Below are 23859 nucleotides of genomic sequence, written 5' to 3' on the forward strand. Positions count from 1 at the left end.
GATGACAACTGGTCGATGGCGATCTTAGTAACTGGCGTTCAGGCTAAAACCGGCCGTATGGCTGGCCGTGCGGAACAGCTCCGGCTTGTGCACGGGCCAGCCGACAAAGGCGTCGTACTGCACCCCAAGCCACTGGCCGCGCAAGCCGACGAAGCCACCCGTCAGGCGGCGCGCGATCAGCCATTCGGCGGACGGTCCCGATACTTCGCCGTGGTCCAGGCCCGCATACGCTTCCTGGCCGCTGTTACCCAGCGGCACGCCGACTTCATTGCGCAGCAGCCAGCCCCGTTCGGCCGACAGGCTGCTTTCGCCGTCATAGCCGCGCACCGTGTAGCGCCCGCCGATGGCGAAGCGGTCTTGCGGCACCAGCGACGTGCGGTTGTGCTGCATGCGCCAGCTGCCCGCGTAGCGCAGCGGCTGGCCGGCCAGCTTGAACGGCGCCGACAGGGCCGCATCGGCCAGGATCAGCTTGAACCGCGACGTGCCCTCGCCAAACGCTTCCTCGGGCGCGGCCAGCGCATGCATCGCGCCCGTGCCGCGCCGGTATTGCAGGTTCAGGTCCAGAGTCGCCTGTCCCATGAATTCGCGGTGGCCAAGGCCCAGTTCCCAGCCGGCCATGCGGCGGCGCTGTACTTCCACTTCCGTGTCGTCGATGAAGTTCTGCGCGGAACGCTGCCAGCCCCGTAACGACACCGTCGTTTTGCGCGAGGCATCTCTGTAGACCAGGCGCGACAACTTGACTTCGCGATTCTGGCTGGCACCGCTGTAGTTGTAGTCCTGGCTGATGCCGGCCACGGACTGGTGGTAGCGGCTGTCGCTGGCCGTGAAGGCCAGCAGCCAGTAGGCGTAGGGAATCGAATAGTGGGCCACCATGCCGCCCGTGCCGCGCGGACCATTGCGGTTGCCGTCAACGTTCTGGTTCAGGCTCAGGTAAAACAGGTCGTTCAGGGTCAGCCAGTGGTCATACGACAGGGTCACGCTGCCCTGCAGCTTGCCGGTCGAGCGCGACCCGCCATCGTCGAGGCCCAGCGCCAGGCGGAACGGCAAGCCCTGCTTCCACTGGATCTGCAGGTCGCTCTCGCCCGGCTTGGCGTTGCCGCCTTCGGCAGGCATGATCTGGATATCGGCCTCGGCCGTCGGCACGCGCTTGAAGTTTTCCAGCGCCTGTTCCGTATCGCGCACATTGAGCAAGTCGCCCGGCCGCGCCGGCACGGCGTTCCACCAGGTGGCGCGGGGGTTGGTGCCGGGCGCAAAACCGATCTGGCGGATACGCCCCGGTATCAGGCTCAATGCCAGCGTGCCACGGCTCAGGTCCTGCGGCTCGGCCAGCACGCGCGTGGTGACAAAGCCGCGCGCGATGATGGCGTTCTGCATGCGGCCCATCAGTACATTGATGGCCTGCGTGCCCAGGCAGCGTCCCAGCGGCGAGTCCGGTGCACCCAGGTCGTCGCGCGCGGCGGCGGCCAGCGCCCACTGGAACTGGGCGGCGTCCTCGCCGTGCAAGACAAGCTGGTCGATGGTAAAGCACGGCGATTCGCCCGTGGGCAAGCGGTTGGCGGAAGCGGCCGCCGGCGCCTCGAGCAGGCGCACGTCGGGCTGGCGCTCCTGCTGCTGGCGCAGGAGGCGCTCACGTTCTTGCTGGCGTATCAATTCTTGGCTGGCATCGTCGCGCTGACCAAGGCCAGGCGTAGTGGGAAGGGGCGGCGCGATTTCAGGACGGGTCTGCGCGGACACGGCGGCACACAGGGTGCCGCTAAACAAAAATACACCGCACCATGGCGTCAAGCGCAGGTGCATATGTTGCCTTAAGTAATTATTTACGTAAGGAAATTATAAATTAATTATTTCTATCCGGCAATTATATTTATTTCTTGAGAACTTTACTTTTTTGGTAACTATCTTTTAACTATCGAATTACCACTAGTAAATAAGCATGCGGCATCATGGCAGTAGGTCAGACAAATGCATCCACAATGAATACCAAAAAAAAAAGCCCTGTAAAAACAGGGCTTTGGCTTACTCAGTCATTCCGGGACACAAAGTTTCCCGCAGGAAACTCACTCCCACTCGATGGTCGCCGGCGGCTTGCCCGAGATATCGTAGACGACGCGGTTGATGCCGCGCACTTCATTGATGATGCGGTTCGATACCTTGCCCAGCAGGCTGTGCGGCAGGTGCGCCCAGTGGGCCGTCATGAAGTCCTGCGTCTGCACGGCGCGCAGGGCCACCACGTATTCGTAGGTACGGCCATCGCCCATCACGCCCACCGATTTGACGGGCAGGAAGACGGCGAATGCCTGGCTGGTCGCTTCGTACCAGTTCGCCGGCAGCGCGTCCGGGTCGACGGCCTGGCCGGCGACGAATTCGTACGGCGTGTTGCGCAGTTCTTCGATGAAGATGGCGTCGGCGCGGCGCAGCAGGTCGGCAAAGTCTTTCTTGACTTCGCCGAGGATGCGCACGCCCAGGCCCGGGCCCGGGAACGGGTGGCGGTACACCATGTCATGCGGCAAGCCCAGGGCCACGCCCAGTTTGCGCACTTCGTCCTTGAACAGTTCGCGCAAGGGTTCCAGCAACTTGAGCTTCATGGTGTCCGGCAAGCCGCCCACATTGTGGTGGCTCTTGATGGTCTGGCCCTTTTTGCCCTTGCCGGCCGATTCGATCACGTCCGGGTAAATCGTGCCTTGCGCCAGCCATTTGGCGTTGACCAGTTTGCCGGATTCCACCTGGAAGACTTCGACGAATTCGCGGCCGATGATCTTGCGCTTCTGCTCGGGGTCGGTGACGCCGGCCAGGTGGCCCATGAACTGCTCTTCCGCATCGACGCGGATGACTTTCACGCCCAGGTTCTTGGCGAACATGTCCATCACCATCTTGCCTTCGTCCAGGCGCAGCAGGCCGTGGTCGACGAAGACGCAGGTCAGCTGGTCGCCGATGGCGCGGTGGATCAGGGCCGCGGCCACGGACGAATCGACGCCGCCGGACAGGCCCAGGATGACGTCGTCGGTACCGACTTGCGCGCGGATTTTTTCCACCGCTTCGCTGATGTAATCGGGCATGTTCCAGTCCGACTTGCAGCCGCAGATTTCATGCACGAAACGGCCGATCATGGCCTTGCCCTGCACCGTGTGCGTCACTTCCGGGTGGAATTGCACGCCGTAGAACTGGCGCTCTTCGTCGGCCATGGCGGCGATCGGGCAGCTCGGAGTGTTGCCCATCAGCTTGAAGCCTGGCGGCATTTCCAGCACTTTGTCGCCGTGGCTCATCCACACTTTCAGCATGCCGTGGCCTTCGTCGGTGACGAAGTCGGCAATACCGTTGAGCAACTTGGTATGGCTGCGGGCGCGCACTTCGGCGTAGCCGAATTCGCGTACCAGGCCGTTTTCCACCTTGCCGCCCAGCTGGGCCGCCATGGTTTGCATGCCGTAGCAGATGCCCAGCACGGGCACGCCCAGCTCGAACACGGCTTGCGGCGCGCGCGGCGAATCGCCGTCCAAGGTGGAATTGTGGCTGCCCGACAGGATCACGCCGGCGGCGCCATAGTTGCGCACGAATTCGTCGCTGACGTCATACGGGAAGACTTCGGAAAACACGCCGGAATCGCGCACGCGGCGGGCGATCAACTGGGTGACTTGGGAACCGAAATCGAGAATGAGGATTTTAGAATGCATGATGGGGGCTTTATATGGGGTCATTACAAAACCGGCGCACTGGGCGCCGGTCTGGTCTGTCGCTAATTACTCTGAACGGTAGTTAGGTGCTTCTTTCGTGATTTGCACATCATGGACATGCGACTCGCGCATGCCGGCCGAGGTGATTTCCACGAATTCCGCTTTTTCGCGCAGTTCGTCGATGGTGGCGCAACCGCAGTAACCCATCGATTGACGCACGCCGCCCACCAGCTGGAAGATGATCGCCAGCACGCTGCCTTTGTAAGCCACGCGGCCTTCGATACCTTCAGGCACGAACTTGTCGGCCTTCATGGTGGCGTCCTGGAAATAACGGTCAGCCGACCCATCGGACATCGCGCCCAGCGAGCCCATGCCGCGGTACGATTTGTAGCTGCGGCCCTGGTACAGGATCACTTCGCCTGGCGCTTCTTCCGTACCGGCAAACATGGAACCCATCATGACGGTCGAGGCGCCAGCGGCCAGCGCTTTCGAGATATCGCCCGAGAAGCGGATACCGCCGTCGGCGATACATGGCACGCCCGTGCCTTCGAGTGCTTCGGCGACGTTCGAAATGGCCGTGATTTGCGGCACGCCCACACCGGCGACGATACGCGTGGTGCAGATGGAGCCAGGACCGATGCCGACCTTGACGGCATCGGCGCCGTATTCCACCAGCGCCCTGGCGGCGGCGGCGGTAGCGATGTTGCCGCCAATCACTTCCACCTGCGGGTACTTGGTCTTGATCCAGCGTACGCGATCGAGGATGCCTTGCGAGTGGCCATGGGCCGTGTCGACCACCAGCACGTCGACACCAGCGGCGACCAGCAGGTCGATACGCTCTTCATCCTTGGCACCGACACCGACGGCAGCGCCGACCAGCAGCTTGCCCTGGCTGTCTTTCGACGCGAACGGGTGGGAAGTCGACTTCTGGATATCCTTGACGGTGATCAGGCCGCGCAGCTCAAACGCGTCATTGACGACCAGCACGCGCTCAAGGCGGTGCTTGTTCATCAGGCGCTTGGCTTCGGCCGTGTCGGCATCTTCATTGACGACGACGAGTTTTTCGCGCGGCGTCATCTTGGCGGAGGCTTCCGCGTCGAGTTCCTTTTCAAAGCGCAAATCGCGGTTGGTAATGATACCGACCACTTCCTTGCCCTTGACGACAGGGAAACCGCTGATGCCGTATTGTTCCGTCAGCGCGATCACATCGCGGATTTTCATGTCCGGCGGAATCGTGATCGGATCGCGCAGCACGCCAGCTTCGAAACGTTTTACACGGGCCACTTCACGTGCCTGGTCCTTCGGATTCAAATTCTTGTGGATGATACCGATGCCGCCTTCCTGGGCCATCGCGATCGCCAGACGGGCTTCCGTCACCGTATCCATGGCTGCGGACAGCAAGGGAATATTCAGGGTGATATTGCGGGTCAGGCGAGTTTTGAGGGACGTATCGGCGGGCAGAACGTTGGAGTAGGCTGGGACGAGCAGCACGTCATCGAATGTGAGTGCTTTTTGAAGTAGACGCATAGCATTTCCTATTGGCGCAAAAGCAGATTATACAGAAATTCTTGACTCCTGTCTTAAACATTCGCAAACCTCTGTAGACATAGTGGGAATGCCATTTTCACTTCTCTCTAAATGTCTGGAAAAGTCTGGAAACGTCCACGTTTTCGCCCAAATTTCGCCCCCATATTTGCCCGCTTCGCCCACCTTCCATTCTGGTATGAGACCGCGCAAGATCGGGATGGCAGGTGCCGCAGATACTATATAGAAGACACCACCTGTAAGCATAACGCTAAAAGGAAAAATTACAATGAAGCACGCGCTGAGCACCCTCTTCTTGCCCGCCCTGCTAAGCTGCGCTGCCAGCGGCACTGCCGAGCGCAGCAGCGGTGATCTGATAGGCATAGACAGCTTCGCCCTTGCCGCCCGCTACGGCACACCCGCCAGCTATCAACACCTCGGCGAATATCTGCAGCTGAACTACGGCAGCGTCGCGGCCGGATGCAAGTTCATCGTGCTGGTCGACCAGCAGCAGCGCGTGGCCGGCTGGGCATCGAAGGGGAAATCGTGCATGGCCCGCTAAGCGGCCGTCTGTTCATGTGGGCGGCGACATCGAGACGGTGCAAGGCTCACCATCCAGCTGCACCCGAAGCGAGGCACGGATCAGCCCGGACATGCCGGCGCGCGGCCCCAAGCTGCGCTCCAATTCATCGGCCGCTGCTGCGATCTTACGCAGGCGCCGAACCTCCCACAAAAGCACGCGCACATCGGCCGAGTCGTTGCGACCTTGGATTTCTTTCAGTTGCTCGATGCTGAGCGGCGCCCGAATCCTACTCATTACCACCTCTTCATAGCACGTTTAGATCGGTCCACATCAGCTCTGCAATGGATGGCTCCTCGTCCAGCTCAGCACGCAAAACATCACGGATCATCGCTGCCGCACCATCAGTTGGCCCCAGGCTGCGCTCCAGCTGGTCCGCCTTGGATACGATTGCGCGCAGGCGCCTGATCTCACGCAGCACGGCGCGCATGTCCCGCGAATCGCTACGGAGCCGGATTTCTACCAGCTCGACTGTAGTTAGGGGCGTTTGAGAATTTCTCATGACCGCATCGGTCGAACGTTCCTGGTATCGGTTTCCGGCTCTGGCATGGCCAGATCCACCGCGCAAAGCCACGACTGCGCAAACTCGACCACATGGCCCTCTGCATTCGTTGTCCGCTCAAACCCTGCCAGCGTGAACTTGCCATCGTTCGCCCACACGATGTGCGGATCAAGCAGTTCCATATAAGGGCCTAGCCTGCCGGGCTGCGTAAGTCTCGCCACCTTCACAGGACGCCGCAGGCCCTGATCGGTCACGTCCATGACAACCAAGCAGCCGGAGTACTTGACGGTGTATTGATCGGACAGCATGCGGCGCTCGACGGCCACGCCAGCCTTGCGCATCAAAACCACTCTTACTTTCATAGCAACAACACCAAATAACTGTATATAAACACAGTATATTCGTGGGCATTGAAAACCAGAAGACGAAATTTGTAACTAGAAGAGCCCGCCCTGCTCCGTCGGCGCGACCGGCGCAGGCGCTTTCGCACGGGTACGCGGCCGCATCGGGTCGGGCTGCGCGACGAGCAGCTCCGCCGGATATTGCCGATAAACGTCCTCCTCGGTCACCAGCGAGCCATCCAGCCAGCCTTGGTACTGGTCAGGATCTAGGATCATCACCATGCGCTTTTCATCGTCCGGCTTGTGGAACCGTTGCATCAGGGTGTGCCCTTCGGCGTTGATCGTCAGCATCGAGAACGATAACAACTGATCCGCCGGGCGATATTCCCATATGCCGGCAATGGCCAACGGCCCACCGTCGGCGCGCTCGATGCGCCAGCGCACGGGCTTGCCGGTTTCATAATTGGGTTCGAAGTAGTTGGCCGCTGGGATGATGCAGAACTGCTTGCGCTTCCAGGCGCTGCGGAAGGATGGCTTGGTGGCCACCGTCTCGGTGCGGGCGTTGTAGGTCTGGCGGGCCAGCTTGACGTCGGCCCAGTGAGGAACCACGCCGAACATAGCCGGGGCGATTTCCAGCTCACCGGGCGCTTCGTGCGAGCCGCGCAGGATGGGCGCCATGTAGCCTGGCCATGCCTCAGGTGGCAGGTCGAGCAGGGGATATCCGGCTCGAAAGCTTTCTTCGATCTGCTCTTTACGGCTGGGCGTGTAGTCGGCGCACATGCGGTTACTTTAATGCATTTCCCAGGCCTTCGCCAAATAGTCAGTCCTACCTCAATCAAAGGCGTATTACAAATTCCGCCAAATCTATAATTGACAATGCGCAGATCACTTGACAAAAGTTGCCCTTCATGAAATAATTCATGCATCAGATAAACTATTTATCTAACCGAGTTGGCACCAATGGCAGTGTCTAGTTGGTCGAAGTTTAGTAACGTATTGTCGGTTATTTCAGGCCTGGTCACGGTTCTTTTGTGGATTTATCAACAGGTGCTAGGAGCAAATATGCCTCAATTTTTATTTGTATTATGGTGCGGAGCGGTCCTGCGGGTTTGTCTTAGCCAAAAATACTCAAAAGCTTCTTCCAAATTCACTGTTGCCCAATAGTACCGCCGGGGGTTTAATTGCCCCAACCCGCACCAGTTTCTAAAATCCCCACACGCTGGGGATTTTTATATCGTCACTGCTATCTACAGCCAGCAAGCAGCGCATTCAGCTCCTCCTAATATTTCCTCCCACGCTACCAATCGCGCGCCAGCACCAAGACGATCACGCCGTCCATGAGCGCTGGCACCCCGCCGATCAAACTACTTAGAATAGCCCGGCCGGCTCTGCTGCCCTATCCCAGCTATAAATAATCAACTCCTTTCGCTCGACCGCCCTACCGCCGCCACCCACGCTATACTGGATACCAGTTGTATCCATCTGGAAGCGCCCGAACACACGCCGAATGTCGGGATGGTCGTTCAGGCTTAAGATCGCCTTACCCTTCAAGCGCCCCATTAGCTCCGCCATTTTTTCATACTGCGCGAACTCGAATTCGACGCCGTAGCCGGCAGTCTCCCAGTACGGCGGGTCCAGGTAAAAGAGCGTATGCGGCCGGTCATAGCGCTCCATGCACTTGTACCAGTCCAGGTTCTCGATGTATGCGTTCGACAGACGCAGATGCGCCGCTGACAGGTTTTCCTCGATGCGCAATAGGTTGATGGGCGGTGCCGTCGTAGCGGTACCCCAGGTCTGCCCGTCGACCTTTCCGCCAAAGGCCTGCTGCTGCAGGTAGAAAAAACGGGCTGCGCGCTGCAGATCCGTGAGGGTATGCGGCGGCGTGTCCTGCAGCCACTTGAACACCTCGCGGCTCGATAACGCCCATTTAAACTGGCGCACGAATTCTTCCAGGTGATTCTTGACGACACGGTACAGATTGATCAGCTCGCCGTTGACGTCGTTCAGCACCTCGACGTCTGCAGGCGGCCGCATGAAATACAGTGCGGCCCCGCCGGCGAACACCTCGACGTAGCAGGTATGCGGCGGGAACTGCGGGATGATGCGGTCGGCCAGGCGTCGTTTGCCGCCGATCCAGGGGATGATGGGAAAAGCCAAAATGTGAACCTCCTAATGTTAGAGTCGAATTACCTTCCCGAGGTAGCACGAGCCTACTTGGTTCATTGGCCTGGCCAGCGTGCCGAGGCTGATTGCCGCTGTTGATGCAGCGACAATCAGCGCTCTGCTTTTTCCTATTCCTTTACCAAAGCGCTTGACACATCCACGCATGCACATACCATGTGAAACTGATGGGATAGAATCATTGGGGTTCCTCATAGGTGCATGCTGTATTCACAATTTATATGGGAGGGTGTATGGAGACGACACAGCGACACCAGCTAGAAGGATATGAATATCAGTTGGGTGCGTACATAACGGATGAAGGGAAATTCCGGGGCATGATTATGATTACCGCACATGCTGGCAACGCCATCCTGCCTAACGTTAAGATACCGACCCCAACCACCTTTAAATCAGATCGCGCTGCACGAATTGAAGCATCAGCCTTGGCATATCAGCTGATACACACGGGGGCTATCAGCGTTCTTGTCCCGCGTGATGAAGATCAAATCTGCCCTCCTGCACCGGAGCCAAGCCATTAGCTCTTACAAACGCCTGGCATGCGCGTCCCGTCGCGGCTACCTCTTCCGTCTGCAGGATCAAGGCTTGAATATCTCGCGCCACTGCGTCAGGAAGTAGCCCGCCGGCGGAATCGGCTGCAGCGCCTCCTTCGGCGCCACTGGCACCGGCCGGGGCGGCAGGTCCAGCACTTGCACAGAAGGCGGGCTTGCGCATGCGCTCAGCAGCAGCAAGACGAGCCCGGACATCGTTGATTTCGTCATCGTAGACTTCCTTTACGGCCGCCGCTTTGGCGGCCTGTTGTCGGGCTTGCGCCAAGTTCTCGGCGGCGCGCTGCGCCACCGCCTTCGTTTCCGCTGCCGCGCGGGTCTTCTTGTCGGCATCCCACAGCGCCTGCACTTCCGCCCGGCCCTGGGCGTTGCCGAGGAGGCGCTGGTACAGCATGCCGGCGCTGGCCAGCACGTACAGCAGCACGGTGGCGTACAGCCAGCTCGGCACCTTACCGGCGAGCTTGGACAGCGCGATCACGGCCGCACCTGCAAAATGCCAGCGCGCGTGCCGTGGCGGTCGATGGTGATGATGCGGTTGATCGGCTTGGCCACCATCTTCGTGCTGACGTGTACCCAGGTCAGTTCGTTGATGATCTGCCCGATGCCGAACTCGTCCAATTTCGGGAGCAGGGCCTGGCATACCTGGTACGGCGTCATGCCCCGCGCCTTGAAGTCAGCCGCCATGCCGCGCACGTGATCGCTGCCATCGCTGCTGCCCACGCCACGATTGACTGGAATCGAGCGAAAGCCGCTAATGTCCGACAAGGGCGTGTCGATGCCAGCGCAAGCCGTCAGGTAATTACGGATGCGCTGCAGCAGCTCGGCCGTACGCCGCAGCTCGAGCAGCACGGCAGCCGATGGCGTGTTATCGACGCCGTGCCGCGCGGCCCAGTCGGAGGCGACCAGTTCGGCCAGCGAGAAATTTTTACTCAGTTGCATGACGATCCCTTCCAGAACGATGAGCGCCGGTCGACGCAGACTAGCGCAGCGATGCCACAATGGAGCAGCACTTCGGGCCAGGCCGGTGTCACGCCGAACAGCAGCACGGCGGCGGCGCCGGCCGTGAGCGCTATCCACGTGATGCGAATAGAACTGCTCGTGCCAGGCCGCATGTGGTTGAGCTCGACGAACAGCCCTCGCGCCAGCACGATGGTCGCCGCCGCCATGTCGATCGCATACAAAATGTTCATGGCACGTCTCCTTTCTTGCGCAGCCAAGCAAATGCCGCCGGGATGATGACTTGGGCGCACAGGCCCAGGCCGGCTGCGGCGGCGATGCGGATACCCGATTCGCCGGCGCTCGACAGGAATGGGAAATAATTGGCTGCTGTGACGCTGGCCACCGGCGCGAACCAGCCGGCGATCAGCGAGGAGCCGATCACGCTGCCGGCGATCTGCGGGCCGCGCATGGGGGGCAGGTAGGACAGCGAAACTAGGCCGCCAGCCAGGCCGGCCAGCAGCGCGTCATACTGCACGCCAAGGATGGACCCGGTCAGGGTGATGGTGCCGGCGGCGATTGCAATGCCGACGGTGCTGCTTGCAGGTTCAGCCATATTGGCCTTTCGGGTTGGGTATGTGGGTGGATTGCTCTAGAGCAGCGGCTAGGGCTGACATTACGAGCATGGCTGTCTCATTTCTAGGGAAAGGTGAGACAGTATTTTTCTGATGGTGGAAATGAAAAAACCCGCCGAAGCGGGTTTGATAGGTACTACAGGAAATTAGGTCACTTTGCCGAAGCCGTGGCTATTTTCTGCCAGGCGCTGGCGCCCAAGTATTCAGCATAGTCAGCACCTGTAGGGGGATCGCATGAACTCACCGATCTCCCATAGTTGGTGGACGATGGAAGGGTCTCACCTGGCCCGCTGTAGGGGCCGCTACTGATCCAGCGTCCGGTGTTCGATGTCCCGATCAACTTTGCCTCAGTCCACTTGTCCATTACACCACCTTTACCATCACATAGGCCCGGCCATCCGGTTCAATCGAGATCACGCGGCCGACCGCGCGAAAGTACTGCTTCATGCTGAGGTCATCCTCGTGCACAGGGATGCCCTTGATGCCGGCACCGTCCTGCATCGGCACGATGTAGTCGCCCGGCTGGGCGCCTTGCACGTTGACCGGCACGCGGCCGGCGATGGCGATGCGGTCGACCTTCTGGCGCTCGACTTCCAGTGCCGCGTCGAAGGTGTCCATGGCCTCGGCGTCTTGCTGCACGGCGATGTTGTGGGCGGCCAGCGCGGCGGTGTAGGCGGCCTGCTTTTCGGCCCATTCTTCATCGGTGTCGCCGGGCTCGGTTACCACGTCCTCGAATTCCAGTGGGTTGGTGCCTGCCACGGGTTGCTGCGTGATCACATCGGCGCGGCGCAGGGGCTGGTTTGGCGCTGGCCCTGCCTGGGGCGCTGGGCGCTGCCCTACGTCGTTGGCCCATATGTCACCACCAACAAACGATGGTGCGGTCGATTTGATCGAGAACATAACGGCATCGGCCCACTTGTCAGTGATCTGGTTATCTGCGGTGATGCCAATGATCTGGCCAGCAGCTACGATGCCGCACATTAAGCTTTTGAAAATATACTCAGCATAATCGTTACCCCCTGTATTAACTGTCCCCGGCACATTAATACTGCGGCCAGTAACAGAATTCTTGCCCACGTACAGTACCGACAGAGTTGGCCCCCAACCAGCTGCTCCATCAGCCGCTAAAACGCCTACACTCGGATTTGGCGCGTTATCTACGCCAATATTAAGAATCACTGCCCCCTGCCCTGTACCGTAGGAGATATGGTGACACGCAGCGGGATCTGAGCTTCCTGCCTTAAGAAATGGCATATACACATACCCGTTGCCAGTAATGGAAAACAGTGTTGGGGTGAAGTTCCCCGAACCCACATCACGAGCCTTAAGCGCCAGTTTGTATCCCAGTGCGAATGGACTGGCGTTTTCACCAACTGAAACATATGCACTAAAGAAGCCTGCGTAAGAAACGCCCGAATTACCAGATACGCCAATACGAAGGGCTTCCGCTTCTTGTTTAGCCGCCATTAAGTTCGCTTTTGGGCAGCCAAGAAAGTACGACGATGAGGCCGCAACCCCATCTTGTGCCCGAACTTCCACGATGCTGTCAAAGCTCGTACCTTGTGGCAGAGTAGGCAATGCAGTGGCCATTCCGTAAGAACGGGGTGCTCTGTACAAGGCGGTGCCTGGGGCTACTGCACTGTCCCATACCGCAGTACCTGTTGCCGTGCTAACAGCTACAGGTGCTTCATACGTGGCGGCCAACATACCCATCAGGCTGAATGACGCTTGGGCAAAACTACCCGCAGCTAAGAACAGGTAGATAGATACTTGTCCATTTGCTTCCAGATAGGCTTGAAAACGCACACTGGCAGGCACATACCGACTTACTGACCAGTCAACAAAAATCCCATCCGCAGCAGTTGCTACACGACTACCCATGACAATAGTCATTGCCGTCAATTCTGACCCTCCCCAACCACCAATCAGCGCGTCAATACGCAGTGACGAGTAAGTACTAGAAACTGTAGGTTCCAAAGTTGCGATTTTATACAGTCGCTGTGCTTGACCTTGTTGCAGAAAGTTGAAACCAAATTTGTTTGCCGCCCCCATACCTGCTGAGATTGGAAGTTGGCTTTTGATCGGAAGGGAGCCATCAAGCCAGTATGGATTAATAAAGCCATTTGGCCCGCCAAGCGGAGACCGCCCGACCGCTGGCGCATACGACGCCACAACGGCGCCGCGCCCGGCCAGCTCATTCAGGCGCCGGATCATGTCCTTCTGGCCATAGTAAAAAAAGTCGCCCATTACAGTTCCTCGATTTCAATGTTGGTGGCATATGCTTGGTAATACAGGGTAGTGATGGCGGAATTGCTGGCGAGGCGGCCGTACACCTGGTGCGCCTGCTCAAGCTCACCGTCGTCGCTCTCTGGATACAGGCTGATCAGCAGCGGGCGAGACAGGCCGTTGCCGCGCACAATGCGCCACAGCTCAGCCCGGTCCAGCGGCGTCATATGGTCGAGCGCGAGCGACAGCTTGCGATACAGCGCACCGCGTCCGACTGTTTGCCCGCCGGCGCCGTTGCGATACTGCGTGCTGGCGTCGACCGACGTGACGCCGGCTCCATACGAGGCGTTTTGCTCCGGACTCCAGTAGGGGCCCGTCACCAGCCGCGCCGCCTCGATGTAGCCTGAAGGGTTATCCTGGTCGGCCAGGTCAATCACCAGCTTTTTGACGCTGCGCATCTGGAGCCAGCAGCGCGCATACGTGCCGCCGCCGTAGCTGAAGGCATTCACGCCCAGCGGCAGCGCGCCCCAGTCCCACATGCCCAGCCTGGCGTACTCGCATGCCGGCACGGCGCCCGTATCGAAATCGGGCACGGCGTCGCCTGGCTCGACGTAGCCGCGCACGCGGATCGTCGCCGTCGGCGTCAGGTTGCAAAATGGCAGGGCCACGCAGCCGACGATCTCGGGCGTGGGCCAGGTGGCGGTGATGCTCAGGGCCAGGCCGAGCGAGCGCAGCACGTCATGCTTGCCTTCGCGCTGCAGGTTGGCCACGCTCAGCGCGCCGGCCTGGCTCGATGCCGTCAGCGCGGCACGGTCGGCGGCATTGTCATAAATGATTCGCAGGTTCGTCATCGGTTCAATCCTTGGATGCCTTGAGCAAAGCAACCGCCTGCGCATAGGTGATATCGACGCCGTAGCGCATGAGCAATGCGGCAGCACGCTCCAGAGAAATACCGCCGGCAGCCAGTTGTGCGCGGTAGCCGCGCACTTCGGCGCCCAGGCGGAAGCGCGCCGACATGGCGTAGCGCAACAGCCATGGCAACACGCCACAATTGCGCTGTTCGCGGTAATGCACCATTTCGTGCACAAGCAGCGCGCTGTCGCCGCGCGAGGCCGGCCGCACCAGGATGAGGGGCCAGACGGTCATGGCATCGAATCTTGCGGGTATGTATCGGGTTGAAATAATCATGGTTATCCGCAGTGGTAGGTGCAGGCGATCAAACGGGTTTCTGATGGCGTGTTGAATGAAATCGGCTCGCGCGCCTTGGCGACCGTGTAGGAATGTAAAACGTCGTCCGCCTGGCGCATGCCCTTGCCAGGCATGCTGGACGTGGTGATGTAGTCGCCGGCCTTGATATCGCCGCCTTCGCCGCAGACATTGATCTGACCTTCGCCAACAGCGTTCAATGTGATCGATTTGTATATCTCGGCCATGAATGCAAGACCCACGATGCCCTTGAGTGCGACGGGTGGATTCTGTGGATCAAGCGGCCGCTGAGCGACGAATACGCCAATGACATTTTTCTGCATCGGCGCACTTGATAGGGCATTGATCGCAATAGTGTTCGAGATCCCGGCGTAGCAAGCGATCTCTTCGTCTACCAGGATGTCGCCTTGTACCGGCTTGAAGTCCAACAGTGCCAGGCCATCGTGACCACCAGTGAACGGTCCATAATTGACGCCGCCACCGCCAGCATAAAAATCATAGGTCGCGCCGATCCCAACCACCCCAACGGTCCCACCAAACGCCTGGATGCCTTCACGGTTTGTACTGTTCGCTTGGATAGCGATGCCATTGGTGCTGAGAGCCAGAACGCCATAGCTACTCGTGCTGGCGGCGAACAATGCCTGGTTCGATGTGCTTCTCGCTTCGATGCCAATGCCAGACGCGCTATAACCACGAATGGCCGGAACCGCGTTCCCGCTCGAATACGAGCCCACCGCCAGTAGCGCGACGGGGTTAGACAAACCTAGCGTTAACAACTTTTCCACTCCACCGCCCGCGTCACCATACAGCGTGATTGAATTATTCGCGGACTCGTTAATGGTGATGCGCTGGCCACTGGCGGCCGTCCGTATTACCCCCCCGGTGATAGTCGTGCCCAAAATCGTCACACCCGTGATCGTTCCGGCCGTCATATTGCCGAAATTGGCACTGAGGGCCGACAGGCTGCCCACCTTCAGGCTCGACAGGTACGGCACGCCCCATACGGTGTTGGTCCCATCGTAGATGCCCACCGACTGAAACCATGCCTGGCCGGCCGCCGGTGCGGTTGTCGGCTGCGCCACCCAGGCGCGTGTCTCGTCCCAGGTGCCGGTGGCCGGATAGGCGGTGCCGGCGCGGGATACCGACACCGGCGTCAGGTTGAGCGTGAAGGCATCCGCCAGTGTGTAGGCGATAGCGACCGATGCGCCATTGGTGCCGTTGTTTCCTGCATAGCCGATTGCCGCCACCGTTGCGGTCGACCAGTTGATCGGCGAGGTGGTGGTGCCGGCGCCGTCGACCAGATTGACCGCGCCTTCGTACAGCGTATATCCCAGCGCTGGCGCCGCCGGCTTGGTCGCGCTCCAGCCCGTCACCGGCACGGTGTTGTAACTGGCTGTCGCCCACGTCCAGATCGCGCTGCCCGTGATCGTCGGCGCGCTTGTCGCCCATTGGTAAGCGCGCGCGGTGCCACTCTTCACGCCCGCCACACCCTGTGGCCCGACAGCGCCATTCACTGCGATTGATGCAATGGCGGCGTTCGCATAGCCGACCGTCGATGTAGCGGTATCCCCCGCGACGCTCAACACCCGCGTTGCAGTGAATAATTGCAGCCCAGGCGTGCCAGGATTGGCCGGAACCGACACCGACCAGCCATCACTGACGGAATAAGTCGAATTGATGCCGGTGGCCCAAGTGTATTTCGTCACACCGCTTGGCACCGCTGGTGCCGTCGCCGCCCACTGGTACAGATATGCCGTTGCAGTTTTGCTGCCGGCCGCCCCCGTTACTCCATCGAAAGCCTTGGAAATGACCCGGCTTTGCGTGTACGTCACACCCTCATGGGAGATTTGTGCGGTCACGGTCACGGAACTCGCACCCATCGCCGTGAACGCCAGGCTGCGGGCGTTACCCGTGCCCGTCAACTCGCTGCCTTCGGTGGCGCTCCAGATGACCACGCCCGGAATACCGATCAGCTGCGCGCGCAAAATAATGGCCTCCGGCGAACCAATGCCGGTCTCCGTCACACGGAAGGCCTGCGTATCTGCTTGCAGAATCAACGCCTTGCCGGCACTGGGGTCGATATTGCGCGGTATTGTGCCTTGCAACATCGCATCACGATCATTCAAAACAACGCTCATACGAGAATTCCCACTTTGCAATGCGCACTTTCCCAGCTGGGAGCCAGGGAAATCACGATCCCAGGCACACCGGCTTCCATCCCGAAGCGCTGGTTATAGATCACGATGGGCTGGCCCAGCTCCAGCATCAGCATTTCTGGCAGCCCCTCGAACTCGTAGACCATGCGCGGTGACGACCACAGGGCCAGCTGGCGCGCCGCTTCGGCATCCGCATCAGCGCGACGCATCAGCATCGTGTCTTGCTGGACTGGATCGAGCGTCTGGCGATAAATGGTGCGCACCGGGGCGTTCGTGCTCGTCGCTGTCAGCCATTCGGTTGCGAACAATTCCTTGTGCTGGGCGGGGATCGACGTTTGCAGGCCTGGCTGCACGGTCCAATTTTTGCAGAAACCCAGCTTCACAGCCGCAACGACCTCTGGACGCACGGTCGGCTCCAACGTATCGCCCACAATATGTGCCGGACGGATCTCGGTCGGCGTGCCGGGGGCCGGCAGCGCAATCTGGATCAGGCGCAGCTGGCCAAGCCGTGACAGCGCCATCTGCGCGCCGACGCTGGCCGTGAGCGACTGGCAGGCGCTGATCACATTCGTGCGGCCTTGCAGGTACAGGCCGACGGGCTGCTGGTGCGCCGCGTCGAATGCCGCCAGGCTGGCGATATCCAGATCGGCGCTGGTAAACCTGTCGGCCGCGCTGCCGTATCCTGTGACCAGGCGCTGCACCAGCGCCGCAATGGTGTTGGCGTAGGCGCCCGGCTTGTCTCCCTGCACCGATACGGTGATGGCGCCGACCGGGTTGGCATTGAGCGTCAATTTCCCCGTGCTGTTGACCGCCACGGCCGCCACCGGCAGGCCGTTGTCACGCACCTCGAAAATACTCTCGCACGCGCCGTCATGCACCTGATACTGCAGCATGACCGGATCGACCAGCAAGGGCGTGATGTTGTGCACCTCACCAAAGGACAGCGGCAAAACGGCGTCGGCATTCAGCGAGCTGGCCAACTTGCTTTCAGTGGCCGGCGCGTTGAGGCGCTGCATCTTATCGCGCAGCTTCAGGGCCAGCATGTCGCGTCCCTTCGGTGCGATATCGGCCACGATGCCGTTAAAGATCATGCGGAAGTCCGCCCTTGGCCAGCGCGGATCACCTATCCATGCCCGCACCGGCCGGTTCGTCCAGACGCTGCCAGCACCGAGCCAGCCGTCACGCTCGCCATTGGCGTTGCTCAACTCAATATCCCCGGTAGAGAGGCTGGCCTCGCCATCGAGCGACAGCTGCTCGCTGAACTGGACGCCCGTCGACACGATGGGTTCATAGGCGAGGTTTGACGGTGTGTCGGCCGGACCTGTGACGAAAACGCCAGTGGACAAATACTTGGTCGTCTCCACACCCGAGACGCGCACGGCCACCTCGATCAAAACCAGTGGAATCGCCAGCGGGTTTTTCAGCCAGGCCAAGAAATTTACATCGTTCATGCTAATTTAGCCCTCATCTTTTCCGCATAAACTGGAGCCATTGCCGCAGATTTGGCACCAGCCACTTGCTTGTTGGCGGCCTTGTCCGACGCATCGTAATTTCCCAGAATGATGTCGCCGGTTTGCTTGGCCTGATCGGCACGCAAGCCCCTGAGCTCTTCGCGCGTGGCCTTGTTCTCTTCGCGCAGGGCGCGGATCTCGGCCACGAGAGCGTCCGTATTGCCGCCGCCCTGACTTGGCGCACCACCAAAATAGCGACGCATGGCGGCCGCTGCTGCTGCATCCACCACCATCTCGCCCTGATGCAACTCGGCCGCATAGCCGTTGAACGGCACACTGACCAGGCCGCCGGCATGGGAGCCATCGAACGGCACCCCCAGGCGGGTAGCGACACCCATCGCCGCCCGTAGCCCGTCGATGGCCTGCGCCACCGTCAGCACGCTGGCATTGACCGTGATCAGGCCCGACACCTGGGCCTTGAGCGCGTCCAGGCTGGCCTGCTGCATGTTGACCTGCGCAGCCGCATACTTCAGCGCCTCAGCATTGGCCGCCTGTACCAGGGCGTAATCTGCCGCATACTTTGTGCTGCTCGCATTCACCAGCTGGGACGCCGTCAGGAATGCCTGCTCTGCGGCCGACAGGCCCGATTGCGCTTCCGCATCGCCACCCCTGGCTGCCGCCAGCGTTTTCTCGAATTGCGCCCTTGCCTCGGCATATTTCTGCTCTGGCGTCAGGGTGGACAGATTGCCAAGGGCCAGGCCGGCACTCATGCTATTGAGGCTCGAAACCCAGTTCTTCACCTTATCGAGCGCACTTTGCGCCGCCGAGCTTTCGGCTTGGTAGGCGCTGGTCAACGCATCCTTGGCGGTCACCAAAGTCTTGGCCGCCGCATCACGCGCGGCAGCCGCCGCTTTTTCCACCTGCACCTGGTCGAAGAGCGCCTTGTTGACGTCGGCGATGCCAGCGCGCTGGATGGCCAGCAACGCCGTTTCGCTTTTCGTCAATTCGTTGAGCTGCTGCTGCAGGTCGCGACGCTCGCTGGCAATCTCACTGGCGGTCTTGTTCGCTGCGGCCAGATCGCCCGTGGCACCGGCCAGCTCGGCCGCATAGTCCGCCGCCTTCTTGAACGGTTCGGCAAGGCCAATCAATCCCACATACATCGCCTGGCCAGCAGCCGTGTTCAGGTCCTGCGCCAGCACCAGGGCCTTGAACTGGTCGACAGTGTCCACACCCGATATGCCCAGCTTGCCCATGGCATCGTTCACCGATTTGGTGATTGGCGCCATGCGTTCGGCTTCGGTCAGGAAGTTTTCGACAAAGTAGCTGGTGCCGCTGGTCAGCGTCTCCAAACCGCCGGCCGCAGTGATCAGGCTTTCGCTCAGCGCCACCGCGCCCAGGCCGGTCGTATTGAAGGACTTGCCCAGCACAGCCAGCACGTCGGACACCTGCATGTAGTCGTTGGCCACGCGCGCCAACGTTTCCAGGTAACCCTCACCCACGGCCTGGTACTGCTCCAGGCCGCCCAAGCCGAACTTGGCCATATCGTCGCCCAGCTTTGAAAACGCTGTTTCCAAGGCCTTCTGCAGTTCATCGCCCTTCAAATTCTTCAGGCTGATCTTGCCCAGGTCGACCACGAATGTATTCAGCTGCGCGGTAAAAACGGCGCCACCCATGCCCAGCGCCGTGGCGCTTGATTGAATCGTGTCGCGCAGGCCCAGGATGATTTTAGTGAACTGGTCGTTCGCCTCACCACCCAGGCTGCTCAGCGCAGTGCGGTTCTTATCGCGAGAGAACCAGCCACCCGACGTTTTCGTGTCGGTATATTGGCTAGCGGACACGCCACCCATCTGAATACTGGTCAGCGATGCCTTGTTTAACATGACGCCCGTATCAAGCGTGGTCGTTTTACCTCCAAATATGGAACCCAGGATGCCACCGGTGATTTTTCCAACAAGTCCGCCGGTCAGTTTATCCAGTGTCAAGCCGATAACCCCGCCCGTCAGTGCAACACCAAGGGTGGACGCGCCAAACGACGCGGCGCCCCCTTTTGTATCGGCCGCCATACTGCCGGTCACTCCGGAATTACGCACCAGCAGGCCACCGAGACCGCCAATACCGTCGACAACTTGGCGCAATGAGCTGGCCATCGATGCAGAGTAAGCCAGGCCCAGCCCGGAATTCTTTTCCATGATGGCCAGACTGTGCGCGATCGATTCCGATTTCGCGGACGAGTCGCCCAGCACCGAGCCGGTACCGTTGGAGGCCTGGCGTTGTTGGGACAAGCTGACGCTGCTGCCACCCGTGCCGCCCAGCATCTTGGCGCCAATGGCGACCACGGCCGCCAGCGTCGCGGCGCCGGCCGCCAGGTTGAGCGGGAACGGCAGGCTGGCCAAGGCCTTCACCACCGCCGTGATACCCCAGGCGCTGGCCTCGGTGGCGGCCAGGCCAGTGGATGCGGCTGTCGTCGTCGCCTCTCCGGTCAGCTTGGTGGCGTTCAGTGTCAGGTTGGCGGCCACCTCGGCTTCTTTGAAGAAGATCTTTTTGACCATCGACTCGACGGCCATGGCCATTTCATAGGCGCGGAATGCTTTTTCTGCGGTTTCCATCACCTTGTAACCGGTGCTGTTTTCCTTGAAGAAGCCCTTGGCGGCGCTGGCCATGTCTCCATAAGACTTGATCTGCGCCTGCGCGCCCTGCTGGGCCGCAGCGGCCTGGGCTTTGGCGACTTTGGTTGGGTCACCATAGGCATCCTTGGTGGCGGCGGCCAGCTGGGCAGCGATAGCCTGTTGCTGCACGGCATAGCCGGACAATGCTGTCGTCAGCCCTCCGATGGCAGTGCCGACCGCGCCGAACGACGCGGCCATACCTTGCGCTGCCGACTTCGTTGCGGTGTCGACAGCCGTCAGGATGTCCAGCAGCTCCTTAGCCTTGGCTACGTCGCCGCCTTGCTCTTGCGTCGAAGCCTTGCCTTGGACGATACCAAGGCGTTTCAGTGCATCGATCTTGCGATTGATGCCATCGATGATCTTCTCATTGCCCTCGAAACTTACAAGAGCAGCTTTTTGCTCTTCAAGGTCCGCGACTGCCAAAGCGGTCTTTTGCGCCGGCAGCAAGCCGTAGGTGCGAATTTGCTCCTCAACAGCAGCCACCTGGGCATTAATGGCCGCGATTTCCTTGTTTGCAGCATCGGATGCGGCAGTGGCGATGGCCGCCTGGCGTAAGCGCTCCTCTTCGTCCCGACGGAAGCTCTCGTCAAAGAAGGCTTTCTCGGCCGCGTCACGTTTCCCGAGGATCTCGTTGATCTGCTTTTCGTGTTTCGCAGCCTCGCCGCTGGTGTGGCTGTTGTGGCTGCTCAACGCATCGAGCTCCAGGTCATACGCGTCAATCTGGGCTTCATATGTTTTGGTTGCATACGAGCGCTTGTTCTCGTATGCCTGTTGCACAGACAGTTCGCCACCCCTTAAGTACATGTCGTCAAGCTTGCCCAATGCGTCGTAATGGGCCTTCGCGGTCGCGGCCTCTTTCTCATACTGCTTAATCTGGTCGGCAAGTTGAGTGTTTTCGACCTGGTCGGCCTTTGGCTTTGGCTCGCGGCCTTCGGTGTCGCGGTAGGACGGCGTGCCGGTAAAGGTTGCGTAGTGCAGAGCGACGACTTTCTTGCGCGCCTCCTCTTGCGCTACCGCACCTTGATTAAGCGATTTCATCAGGATCTCGCTCGCAGCTTTGGAATAGTCGGCCTCGACCTTGAGCCGGGCGTCGGCCTCCGCTTTGCGCTTCGTGGTTCGGGCCGCATTGCGTTCTTCCTCTGCTTTTGAAAACCTATCGAATTCTGAAGTTAGTTTGGCTTGACCAGCCACGTAGTCCGCATACTCCTGCGCAAACTCACTTTTGGCCACGGACTCAATGCGAATCGCGCGTCGCCGGCGCTCGTCGTTGTTAATTGAGCCATCTGCATTATTGTCAATCAGCTTCTTATGAAAATCTTCCCTTACGGCATCATCCCGCTGTTTCCAATTAGCCCATGCCCACGCTTTTTGCAGCACCGTATTGGCGTTGCTCACAGTATTGGCAATCCAAACAAAAGTGGCGGCAAGGTTATGCCCCCAGTCCTCCAACTGGTTATTTTTTGCCAGTTCACTCACCTCTCCGTTGGCATCTTTCAATGAGCGAGTGAGAGCCATTACAGAAATGGTAAGCACTTCATTGAACGTTTCGCCGAAGCGAGTTTTCAAATCAGTAACATATCGCTGCATCGAGGTGATCTGCTTACCAGCGGTATCCATACTTGCGGCGTATGTCCCATTGATATCTACGCCCCTTTCAAAAACCGCAATTCTTCGAGCCTCCACGCGCTCATTTTCGGTAAGTTCTTTCGTGGTCTTGCCTAGTGCATCGGCCATATCTCTGTATGCCGCCTGCAAGTTCACGTTAATACCGATATTCCGTAAGATCAGCACGTTTCCACGCGAAATGCCATTTACCAATCGATCAAACGCCTCTGAAGAATTCATGTGGCCAATTACGGCCGCGTCTTGCGCGATGCGCGCCAAGCCTGTTGCATGCTTGAGGTCGATGTGGGCCTGCACTAACTTGACGGCCGATTCGCGCGACTCGATCATAGTGATGCCCTGAGCGGCTATCGCCTCGGTGGCAGTAATCATTTGGGTCTTGGTGTAGCCTGCATTGCGGCCCACCACCTCCATCACGACACCAAGCGTCTCGTACCGTGCAGCCAGAAGAGCAGATTCCTTCACGTAATCCCACACCTTCAACGCCGCGTAAGCAGCAACAAGCATCTTGACTGCGTCGGCCAAAACGCCAGACGAGCGAGCAGCGTCCTCTTTCGCCTTCGCCGCTGCCTTGATAGCATCTTCATGCGCCTTGATTGTTGCAATTGCCCGCTGCGTCTCCTGAGTGACCCCCATCTGCGCTGCTTGATAGGCAAGCAGTTGGGTGCGGCTCATACCAATCGTGGCCGCCTGTTCACGCATGCGCTCGATCAGTTGCTGCTGGCCCAGCGTCAATTGCGTGGTCGAACCGCCCAGCGCCGTCGTGGCCTGGGCTGCCTGGCGCGCCTGCTCAGCCTGAGCGCGCATAATTTTGGACGTGTCATCCATCTGGCCATTGCTGACGGCTGCACGTTGGCCAGTGCGCTGCGTGGCATCGCCGAGCGTTTCGACGCTTCTGGCCGCATCGCCACCACGGCGCCACACGCCGGCTGACGCATTCGTAAAACCGTCCAGCGCGCTGGCGCCCTCGACCGACGTCGAGCGCACGCGCACTGCTGCCGCGCTCAGCGAATCTACCGACGTGGTGGTGCCCGCCACTTTTTGAGCTGCGCGCACGCCAGCCTCACCAACCGCGTCAACAGCTGCGGCGCTTTCCGTCACCTTCGCCTTTGCGGCAGCATTAGCCTCGCCCAACTTGTCGACGGCAGCCGTGGCGCCAGCAGTCTTCTGCTCGACACGCACCGCCGCCTCACCGAGGGAATCCAGGGCTTTGCTGCCCTCGACTACCTGGCGCGTATCGATGGAAAGTCCAAGCTGGGCGATATCAGGCATTTATTTGTCCTTCTTGTTTTGGTGATAAATGAACAGCGCATCAAGGCGATCGATGGCGGCTTCTTCGAACGGATCGAAGCGGACGCCGTGGCGCGCCTGCCAGGCCAATATCTCGGTACTGGTCAGCGAGTTCACGGCCATGCCACACTGGCGCTTCTGGTTCAGCTGGGTGAACCAGGTCCAGATATAAGCCAGCTCGGGCGGCAGCTGCGGTACTGCCAGTGCCTCTGGCGCCCGGTAGAGCGGGTTTTGCCGGGCGGTGTCCAGGTGATCGCCCTTGGCGTTGCCGTCGCCTGCCGCTGCCGCGCGATCAAACAGATGATCGGCGTACAGCAACAGGGCCT

Annotated in this window: 20 protein-coding genes; 1 reads left to right on the top strand and 19 read right to left on the bottom strand. The window is 59.9% G+C overall.

Going from position 1 to position 23859, the window contains the following annotated elements:
- Positions 1-24: 24 nt before the first annotated feature.
- From KY494_RS04320 to guaB, 3 genes are all read right to left on the bottom strand, one after another.
- Positions 25-1797: a ShlB/FhaC/HecB family hemolysin secretion/activation protein gene (locus KY494_RS04320; protein ID WP_219890044.1), complete on the bottom strand. Its 1773-nt coding sequence runs from the start codon at positions 1795-1797 to the stop codon at positions 25-27.
- A 260-nt stretch (positions 1798-2057) separates the two neighbouring features.
- The gene (gene guaA / locus KY494_RS04325) at positions 2058-3668 is read right to left on the bottom strand and encodes a glutamine-hydrolyzing GMP synthase (RefSeq protein ID WP_219890045.1); all 1611 of its coding nucleotides are present in this window, start codon (positions 3666-3668) and stop codon (positions 2058-2060) included.
- 66 nt (positions 3669-3734) lie between these two features.
- A complete protein-coding gene (guaB, locus tag KY494_RS04330) occupies positions 3735-5195 on the bottom strand; it encodes an IMP dehydrogenase (protein WP_099764098.1) in 1461 nt (486 codons plus the stop codon).
- A 286-nt stretch (positions 5196-5481) separates the two neighbouring features.
- Between guaB and KY494_RS04335 the strand changes: the two genes are divergently transcribed.
- Positions 5482-5754 carry a hypothetical protein gene (locus KY494_RS04335; protein WP_219890046.1) on the top strand — a complete coding sequence of 91 codons (273 nt, stop codon included), beginning with the start codon at positions 5482-5484 and terminating at the stop codon, positions 5752-5754.
- 12 nt (positions 5755-5766) lie between these two features.
- On the opposite strand, the gene KY494_RS04340 is transcribed toward KY494_RS04335, so the two are convergent.
- The 16 genes from KY494_RS04340 to KY494_RS04415 form a co-directional block, all read right to left on the bottom strand.
- Complete coding sequence (locus KY494_RS04340) at positions 5767-6009, bottom strand: hypothetical protein (protein WP_219890047.1); 243 nt, start codon at positions 6007-6009, stop codon at positions 5767-5769.
- Between the two features lie 10 nt (positions 6010-6019).
- The gene (locus KY494_RS04345) at positions 6020-6202 is read right to left on the bottom strand and encodes a hypothetical protein (protein WP_167389704.1); all 183 of its coding nucleotides are present in this window, start codon (positions 6200-6202) and stop codon (positions 6020-6022) included.
- Positions 6203-6270: 68 nt separating this feature from the next.
- On the bottom strand, positions 6271-6615 hold the full coding sequence (locus tag KY494_RS04350) for a hypothetical protein (RefSeq protein ID WP_219890048.1): 345 nt from the start codon (positions 6613-6615) through the stop codon (positions 6271-6273).
- A gap of 96 nt (positions 6616-6711) precedes the next feature.
- The gene (locus KY494_RS04355; RefSeq protein ID WP_219890049.1) at positions 6712-7395 is read right to left on the bottom strand and encodes an SOS response-associated peptidase; all 684 of its coding nucleotides are present in this window, start codon (positions 7393-7395) and stop codon (positions 6712-6714) included.
- 588 nt (positions 7396-7983) lie between these two features.
- Positions 7984-8772 (bottom strand): DNA adenine methylase, encoded by a 789-nt coding sequence (locus KY494_RS04360; protein WP_219890050.1) that lies wholly within the window; start codon positions 8770-8772, stop codon positions 7984-7986.
- Between the two features lie 480 nt (positions 8773-9252).
- Positions 9253-9822, bottom strand: a complete 570-nt coding sequence (locus KY494_RS04365; protein ID WP_219890051.1) for a hypothetical protein — start codon at positions 9820-9822, stop codon at positions 9253-9255.
- Positions 9819-10283 (bottom strand): D-Ala-D-Ala carboxypeptidase family metallohydrolase, encoded by a 465-nt coding sequence (locus tag KY494_RS04370; protein ID WP_219890052.1) that lies wholly within the window; start codon positions 10281-10283, stop codon positions 9819-9821. The genes KY494_RS04365 and KY494_RS04370 overlap by 4 nt, the downstream gene beginning before the upstream one ends.
- A complete protein-coding gene (locus tag KY494_RS04375) occupies positions 10274-10534 on the bottom strand; it encodes a hypothetical protein (RefSeq protein WP_219890053.1) in 261 nt (86 codons plus the stop codon). The genes KY494_RS04370 and KY494_RS04375 overlap by 10 nt, the downstream gene beginning before the upstream one ends.
- Positions 10531-10896, bottom strand: coding sequence for a hypothetical protein (locus tag KY494_RS04380; protein WP_071077676.1), 366 nt, complete (start codon positions 10894-10896; stop codon positions 10531-10533). Before KY494_RS04380 ends, KY494_RS04375 begins: the two co-directional genes overlap by 4 nt.
- Before the next feature lie 382 nt (positions 10897-11278).
- Positions 11279-13162: a hypothetical protein gene (locus KY494_RS04385; RefSeq protein WP_219890054.1), complete on the bottom strand. Its 1884-nt coding sequence runs from the start codon at positions 13160-13162 to the stop codon at positions 11279-11281.
- Positions 13162-13992: a hypothetical protein gene (locus tag KY494_RS04390; RefSeq protein ID WP_219890055.1), complete on the bottom strand. Its 831-nt coding sequence runs from the start codon at positions 13990-13992 to the stop codon at positions 13162-13164. The genes KY494_RS04385 and KY494_RS04390 overlap by 1 nt, the downstream gene beginning before the upstream one ends.
- Before the next feature lie 4 nt (positions 13993-13996).
- Positions 13997-14287 (bottom strand): hypothetical protein, encoded by a 291-nt coding sequence (locus tag KY494_RS04395; protein ID WP_219890056.1) that lies wholly within the window; start codon positions 14285-14287, stop codon positions 13997-13999.
- Between the two features lie 44 nt (positions 14288-14331).
- Positions 14332-16485 (bottom strand): hypothetical protein, encoded by a 2154-nt coding sequence (locus tag KY494_RS04400; RefSeq protein ID WP_219890057.1) that lies wholly within the window; start codon positions 16483-16485, stop codon positions 14332-14334.
- Positions 16482-17954: a hypothetical protein gene (locus KY494_RS04405; protein ID WP_219890058.1), complete on the bottom strand. Its 1473-nt coding sequence runs from the start codon at positions 17952-17954 to the stop codon at positions 16482-16484. The genes KY494_RS04400 and KY494_RS04405 overlap by 4 nt, the downstream gene beginning before the upstream one ends.
- The gene (locus KY494_RS04410) at positions 17951-23515 is read right to left on the bottom strand and encodes a hypothetical protein (protein ID WP_219890059.1); all 5565 of its coding nucleotides are present in this window, start codon (positions 23513-23515) and stop codon (positions 17951-17953) included. Before KY494_RS04410 ends, KY494_RS04405 begins: the two co-directional genes overlap by 4 nt.
- Positions 23516-23851 carry a hypothetical protein gene (locus KY494_RS04415; protein WP_219890060.1) on the bottom strand — a complete coding sequence of 112 codons (336 nt, stop codon included), beginning with the start codon at positions 23849-23851 and terminating at the stop codon, positions 23516-23518.
- Positions 23852-23859: the final 8 nt, after the last annotated feature.

Origin of the sequence: Janthinobacterium sp. PAMC25594 (assembly GCF_019443505.1) — a bacterium.
Taxonomy (GTDB): domain Bacteria; phylum Pseudomonadota; class Gammaproteobacteria; order Burkholderiales; family Burkholderiaceae_D; genus Janthinobacterium.

Excerpts from the sequence above, each read along its gene's own strand:
- KY494_RS04345 (WP_167389704.1), bottom strand. The coding sequence starts at position 6,202 with ATGCGCGCCGTGCTGCGTGAGATCAGGCGCCTGCGCGCAATCGTATCC.
- guaA (WP_219890045.1), bottom strand. The coding sequence starts at position 3,668 with ATGCATTCTAAAATCCTCATTCTCGATTTCGGTTCCCAAGTCACCCAG.
- KY494_RS04320 (WP_219890044.1), bottom strand. The coding sequence starts at position 1,797 with ATGCACCTGCGCTTGACGCCATGGTGCGGTGTATTTTTGTTTAGCGGC.
- KY494_RS04380 (WP_071077676.1), bottom strand. The coding sequence starts at position 10,896 with ATGGCTGAACCTGCAAGCAGCACCGTCGGCATTGCAATCGCCGCCGGC.
- KY494_RS04410 (WP_219890059.1), bottom strand. The coding sequence starts at position 23,515 with ATGCCTGATATCGCCCAGCTTGGACTTTCCATCGATACGCGCCAGGTA.
- KY494_RS04335 (WP_219890046.1), top strand. The coding sequence starts at position 5,482 with ATGAAGCACGCGCTGAGCACCCTCTTCTTGCCCGCCCTGCTAAGCTGC.
- KY494_RS04375 (WP_219890053.1), bottom strand. The coding sequence starts at position 10,534 with ATGAACATTTTGTATGCGATCGACATGGCGGCGGCGACCATCGTGCTG.
- KY494_RS04355 (WP_219890049.1), bottom strand. The coding sequence starts at position 7,395 with ATGTGCGCCGACTACACGCCCAGCCGTAAAGAGCAGATCGAAGAAAGC.
- KY494_RS04395 (WP_219890056.1), bottom strand. The coding sequence starts at position 14,287 with ATGACCGTCTGGCCCCTCATCCTGGTGCGGCCGGCCTCGCGCGGCGAC.
- KY494_RS04340 (WP_219890047.1), bottom strand. The coding sequence starts at position 6,009 with ATGAGTAGGATTCGGGCGCCGCTCAGCATCGAGCAACTGAAAGAAATC.
- KY494_RS04405 (WP_219890058.1), bottom strand. The coding sequence starts at position 17,954 with ATGAACGATGTAAATTTCTTGGCCTGGCTGAAAAACCCGCTGGCGATT.
- KY494_RS04385 (WP_219890054.1), bottom strand. The coding sequence starts at position 13,162 with ATGGGCGACTTTTTTTACTATGGCCAGAAGGACATGATCCGGCGCCTG.
- guaB (WP_099764098.1), bottom strand. The coding sequence starts at position 5,195 with ATGCGTCTACTTCAAAAAGCACTCACATTCGATGACGTGCTGCTCGTC.
- KY494_RS04400 (WP_219890057.1), bottom strand. The coding sequence starts at position 16,485 with ATGAGCGTTGTTTTGAATGATCGTGATGCGATGTTGCAAGGCACAATA.
- KY494_RS04390 (WP_219890055.1), bottom strand. The coding sequence starts at position 13,992 with ATGACGAACCTGCGAATCATTTATGACAATGCCGCCGACCGTGCCGCG.
- KY494_RS04370 (WP_219890052.1), bottom strand. The coding sequence starts at position 10,283 with ATGCAACTGAGTAAAAATTTCTCGCTGGCCGAACTGGTCGCCTCCGAC.
- KY494_RS04350 (WP_219890048.1), bottom strand. The coding sequence starts at position 6,615 with ATGCGCAAGGCTGGCGTGGCCGTCGAGCGCCGCATGCTGTCCGATCAA.